This is a genomic window from Streptococcus sp. SS-4456, assembly GCF_036680365.1.
Classification (GTDB): Bacteria; Bacillota; Bacilli; order Lactobacillales; family Streptococcaceae; genus Streptococcus.
The window spans coordinates 1-550 of record NZ_JAVIHI010000101.1 but is presented as its reverse complement, the minus strand read 5'-3'; the positions used below and the strand labels follow the sequence as shown (position 1 = coordinate 550).

Sequence of the window (550 nt, the reverse complement as noted above, 5' to 3'; positions counted from 1 at the left end):
GGAACAGAGTCCATGTCTGCGGCAGCTCAACTTCAAGCCAGCAATGCCCAATTCTCTACAGTCTTTGGGGATATGGAGAATGCTGCTAAGGATGCCCTCAATAAGATTGGGGAAGAGATGGCCATTGTTCCAGAGCGTCTTCAAGGCTCCTTCACTCAGATGGCTTCCTTTGCCAAAACCTCTGGAATGGATACGGCTCAGGCTTTGGATCTGACCACTCGTGCCACCAGAGCAGCGGCTGATGGGGCAGCATTTTACGACAAATCCATCGAAGAAGTCACCGAAAACCTACAGTCCTTCCTCAAAGGAAACTATGAAAATGACGCAGCTCTAGGTATTTCTGCGACAGAAACCACTCGTAATGCAGTTGCGAACAAGCTCTATGGAAAGTCCTTCAATGAACTATCAGAAGCTCAGAAGCAGTTAACCCTCCTTCAAATGGTAGAGGACGGCAATGAGCTCTCTGGAGCCTTGGGACAAGCTGCAAGGGAATCAGACGGACTGGAAAACGTTCTGGGTAACTTAAGACAGTCTGGAACTAATGCTCTAG

At 48.7% G+C, this 550-nt stretch carries 1 pseudogene; it reads left to right on the top strand.

Going from position 1 to position 550, the window contains the following annotated elements:
* Window positions 1–550, top strand: a pseudogene (locus tag RFK25_RS11535) (phage tail tape measure protein); the annotation flags it as partial.